Below are 4,532 nucleotides of genomic sequence, written 5' to 3' on the forward strand. Positions count from 1 at the left end.
CGATGTCGGCTCATCACATCCTGGGGCTGGAGCAGGTCCCAAGGGTTCGGCTGTTCGCCGATTAAAGTGGTACGTGAGCTGGGTTTAGAACGTCGTGAGACAGTTCGGTCCCTATCTGCCGTGGGTGTTGGAGGCTTGAGAGGATCTGTCCCTAGTACGAGAGGACCGGGATGGACGTACCTCTGGTGTACCGGTTGTCGCGCCAGCGGCATAGCCGGGTAGCTAAGTACGGAAAAGATAACCGCTGAAAGCATCTAAGCGGGAAACTTACCTCAAAACTAGGCCTCCCAGAGGATCGTGGTAGACCACCACGTCGATAGGCCGGGTGTGGAAGCGGGGTAACTCGCGAAGCTAACCGGTACTAATCATCCGATAGAGTTCAAATATCCCTCACCAACCCCCATACACAGCAATCATCCATCGAAAGATGAATGACGCTGACACACACAGCAAAGCACCAAAACCAAACCACCCAGATCAAACAGCTTTGATAGGCTGGACGACCTGGTGGCTCTGGCGGGGAGCCTACACCCGATCCCATCCCGAACTCGGACGTGAAAATCCCCAGCGCCCATGGTACTGTGTCTTAAGGCACGGGAGAGTAGGTCGCCGCCAGGTCCTCCAGCCTATCAAAACAAACAACAAAACCGCCCCCAAAACGCATCCGCGTCCATAAGGGCGGTTTTGTCGTCAAAATACCAACGCGGGGTGGAGCAGCCCGGTAGCTCGTCAGGCTCATAACCTGAAGGTCGTCAGTTCAAATCTGGCCCCCGCAACCAAGCTTTCTAAAGCAAATCAAAATGATCCAAGTTTAACTTGAGATCGCCCACCCCCTGAAATAGCCTCAAAATACCTAGCGCGCAATTAGCGCGCTTTAGCGCAACCGGTGGTCCCGGGAGCGGGGCCGCCCCAGCGACGGGGGGGAGCATGGCGACGCACAAGCTCATGGATGGCGATCTGCAGCTGTTCAAGCGCGCGGGGCGCAAGGCGTGGCAATGCGCGGCATCGGTCGGCGGCCGGCAATACCGCTTCAGCACTAGGCAAGAGCAGTTCAATCTCGCCAAGGAGATCGCCCAGGACTGGTATCTCGAAAAAATGGGCAAATCGCGCGCGGGGCTGCTGCAGACGGAGAAGACCGTCCAGGACGCGGCGGAGAAATTCACCCGCGAATATGAGGTGATCACCGAGGGCGAGCGCAGCCCCAAATGGGTGGCTGGTCACCAGATCAGGTTGCGGCTGCACCTGCTCCCCTTCTTCGGGAAAATGCCGCTCTCCGAGGTGACGCCCGGGACCGTGCAGGATTACCGGGTGCATCGGATCGAGACCGCCATGAAGGCGACCGGCAACCGTCCGTGCGCCAGACCGACGGCTTAAGCGAGGCCACTTCACGCCGTCCCGCCTGTACCTTCCAGTGCTCACCGTGACCCGGCACAAGATCCAGCCAGATTGGGTTGCTGCAGCCACACGGACAGTCCATCACCGCCTGGAACGGGTGCTCCCGGCCACCAACAATGTACACACGGCCCGGCCGTGGAGCATCAGGCGCATCCTCAACGTAGACGATTTTCCACCTCGACCATGGCCAAAGGTTCCAGATCCTTCGCCAAGCAGCACTGATGACGCTTCTCATGGCTTCAACAGCCTGTCGCCGAGACCCACTATCCGCCCCATAACTTTGCACGGCACACCATCCTGTACCGATTCGTAATAGCCGTGCGTCAGACTCATTGTCTGCCCCGCGAAACTAGCATTGGGGTCGAGCCGATATCCGTGAATTCGAGCGAGAAAGTCTAGAACTCCCAGGTTCGCGGCCATCATGTTTATAGGCATGACTGCGGGGCGGTCTTCTTCCACTGCTCGGAGATATCCGGCTGCGACGCGCCGCTCGTAGTCCTCGGGCGCCGTGCGTTGTGCGGATTCAGCATCGAGGTCTTCCCCAGTGTAGATGCCCCGGCTCAACAGGCTCGACCCACCTGGTTGGATGACGGCGCCTATTCTCCGTCACACGAACCGCTTCGCCGCCGCGACGCAGAGGATGATGGCGGCGGTGACCGCGAGCATCGCGGGCGGCACGGTTTCGTGCAGCAGCAGGGCGGAAGCGGCGAGGCCAAGCGCCGGCTGCAGCAGTTGCAGTTGTCCGACCGCGGCGATGCCGCCCAGCGCCAAGCCCCGGTACCAGAAGACGAAGCCGAGCAGCATGCTGAAGGCGGAGACATAAGCCAGCCCCGCCCAGGCGCCGCCCGTGACCCGTGCCAGCGAGGCGGGGCAGGTGAGCCAGCTTGCCGCCAGCGTGAGCGGCAGCGCCAGCACCAGCGCCCAGGAGATGACCTGCCAGCCGCCCAGCCGCCGCGAGAGTTTTGCCCCTTCTGCGTAGCCGAGACCGCACACGATGATCGCGCTCAGCATCAGCGCCACGCCGGCGCCGGGCAGCCCCGCCCCGTGGTGCAACGCCACGCCGATGACGCAGGCGCTGCCCAACCCGGCGCAGAGCCAGAAGCCGTAATGCGGCCGCTCGCCGCCGCGCAGCACGCCGAACAGGGCCGTGCACAGTGGCAACAGCCCTAGGAAAATCTGCGACTGAACGGCGTCGATATGACGCAGTGCCAGGGCCGAGAGCAGTGGAAACCCCAGCACCACGCCCAGAGCCACCACGGCCAGGGAAGCGAGATCGCCTCGCGCCGGGCGCGGCTGCCGGAAGGCGAGCAGCAGGCCGAGCGCCAGCAGCCCGGCCAGCGTCGCCCGCGCCACGGTGAGGAAAACAGGGTCGAACCCCGCCAGGGCCGCGCGGGTGGCGGGCATAGAGCCGCTGAAAATCACCACTCCCAACGCACCGTTCACCCAGCCGCTCGCCGACTTCTCCATGCTCCACATCCCAACAAAAGATGCCGGTTTTGTGCCGTGGACAACGCGGCTCCTCCAGGTATAGTTAAGTACAATTTTACTGAACTGTACTTGCGAATATGGAGGTACGGATGCCCCAGTCCGAAGGCACGCTGGTCGCGCAGCTGGTGCAGGAGATGCGCAGCCGCATTGCCGCGCGGAGTCTGGTGGCGGGCACCAGGCTGCCCTCCATCCGCGCCCTCGCCGAGGCGCGGAAGATGTCCAAGACCACCGTGGTCGAGGCTTACGACCGGCTGGCGGCAGAAGGCATCATCCAGTCCCGGCGCGGCTCCGGCTTCTATGTGGCCGGGCATTTGCCGCCGCTCAGCCTGGCGGATGCCGGGCCAAAGCTGGACCGCGCGGTGGATCCGCTCTGGGTCTCCCGCCAGTCACTGGAAACCGCTGATGATGCGCTGAAACCCGGCTGCGGCTGGCTGCCGCCCAGCTGGATGCCGGAGGCCAGCCTGCGCCGCGCTTTGCGCGGCCTGGCCCGGGCCGAGGCGGCGGCACTGACCGATTATGGCAGTCCGCTGGGGCTGGCGCCGTTGCGGGAGCACCTGGCCCGGCGGCTGGCGGGGTTTGGCGTGCCGGCCGCACCGGGGCAAATTCTGCTCACCGAATCCGGCACCCATGCGGTTGATCTGCTCTGCCGCTTCCTGCTGGAGCCGGGTGATGCCGTGCTGGTGGACGACCCATGCTATTTCAATTTCCGTGCGCTGTTGCGGGCGCATCGGGCGCGGGTGGTCAGTGTGCCGTACACGCCCACCGGGCCGGATGTTGCCGCCTTCGCCCAGGTGCTGGCGGCGGAGCGGCCGCGCCTCTACATCACCAACGCCGCCGTGCATAACCCCACCGGCGCCTCCCTCTCGGCGCTCACCGCGCACCGGGTGCTCAAGCTCGCCGAGCAGCACGATCTCATCGTCATCGAGGACGATATCTTCGCCGATTTCGAATCCGAGCCTTCGCCGCGCCTCGCCGCCTTCGATGGGCTGGAGCGGGTGGTGCAGATCGGCAGTTTCTCCAAGACGCTCTCGGGTTCGCTGCGCTGCGGCTACATTGCCGCAAAGGCGGACTGGATCGAGGGGCTGACGGACCTCAAGATCGCCACCTCCTTCGCCGGCGGGCGGCTTTCCGCGGAGGTGCTGCTGACGGTGCTGCAGGACGGCACCTACCGCAAGCATGTGGAGAGCCTGCGCCCCCGGCTGGCCTCCGCCATGAGCCAAGCCGGGGCCCGGCTGCGCGATGTGGGGCTGACACCCTGGGTGGAGCCGCGTGCGGGGCTGTTCCTATGGTGTGAACTGCCCGATGGTATGGATGCGGCGGATATCGCCCGGCGGGCCATGGCCGAGAACATCGTGCTGGCGCCCGGCAACGTGTTCAGCCCGGCGCAGACGGCCGGGCGCTTCCTGCGCTTCAACGTGGCGCAGTGCGCCGATCCGCGCATTTTCAAACTTCTCCGCCGCGCCACTCAGAGTGTCGAGTGACCTTTATGGCAAGAGGCCAGCCCGGGCGCAAAGCAGCAGTGACGGGCCGAAGAACTAACCCGCTGCGCGGGAATGGTGCTTGTGTTAAGGGCGGCGGCTGCGCTTGGCGTGCAGGTTTTGTTTGAGGGTTTGGGCAACCCGGTCTGAGGATGCTGGCTTCTTTCATTG

The 4,532-nt window shown here is 64.1% G+C and carries 3 protein-coding genes, 1 tRNA gene, 2 rRNA genes and 1 pseudogene; 5 read left to right on the forward strand and 2 right to left on the reverse strand.

Annotated features, from left to right (window positions below):
• The 4 genes from ACLPJJ_RS04140 to ACLPJJ_RS04155 all read left to right on the forward strand — a co-directional run.
• A 23S ribosomal RNA gene (locus ACLPJJ_RS04140) occupies positions 1-386 on the forward strand; the annotation flags it as partial.
• A gap of 117 nt (positions 387-503) precedes the next feature.
• Positions 504-618 (forward strand): 5S ribosomal RNA (gene rrf / locus ACLPJJ_RS04145).
• Positions 619-702: 84 nt separating this feature from the next.
• A tRNA-Met gene (locus ACLPJJ_RS04150) sits at positions 703-779 on the forward strand.
• Positions 780-927: 148 nt separating this feature from the next.
• Positions 928-1,374: a hypothetical protein gene (locus tag ACLPJJ_RS04155; protein WP_443589690.1), complete on the forward strand. Its 447-nt coding sequence runs from the start codon at positions 928-930 to the stop codon at positions 1,372-1,374.
• 13 nt (positions 1,375-1,387) lie between these two features.
• Here the strand turns inward: ACLPJJ_RS04155 and ACLPJJ_RS04160 are convergent.
• Both ACLPJJ_RS04160 and ACLPJJ_RS04165 read right to left on the reverse strand, forming a co-directional pair.
• Positions 1,388-1,630, reverse strand: a pseudogene (locus ACLPJJ_RS04160) (DUF6527 family protein); the annotation flags it as partial.
• Positions 1,631-2,001: 371 nt separating this feature from the next.
• Complete coding sequence (locus ACLPJJ_RS04165) at positions 2,002-2,862, reverse strand: DMT family transporter (RefSeq protein WP_443589691.1); 861 nt, start codon at positions 2,860-2,862, stop codon at positions 2,002-2,004.
• 110 nt (positions 2,863-2,972) lie between these two features.
• Here ACLPJJ_RS04165 and ACLPJJ_RS04170 point away from each other — a divergent pair, with 110 nt between their 5' ends.
• The gene (locus ACLPJJ_RS04170; protein WP_443589692.1) at positions 2,973-4,364 is read left to right on the forward strand and encodes an aminotransferase-like domain-containing protein; all 1,392 of its coding nucleotides are present in this window, start codon (positions 2,973-2,975) and stop codon (positions 4,362-4,364) included.
• Positions 4,365-4,532: the final 168 nt, after the last annotated feature.

It is taken from the genome of Acidocella sp., from assembly GCF_052326845.1.
GTDB lineage: Bacteria > Pseudomonadota > Alphaproteobacteria > Acetobacterales > Acetobacteraceae > Acidocella.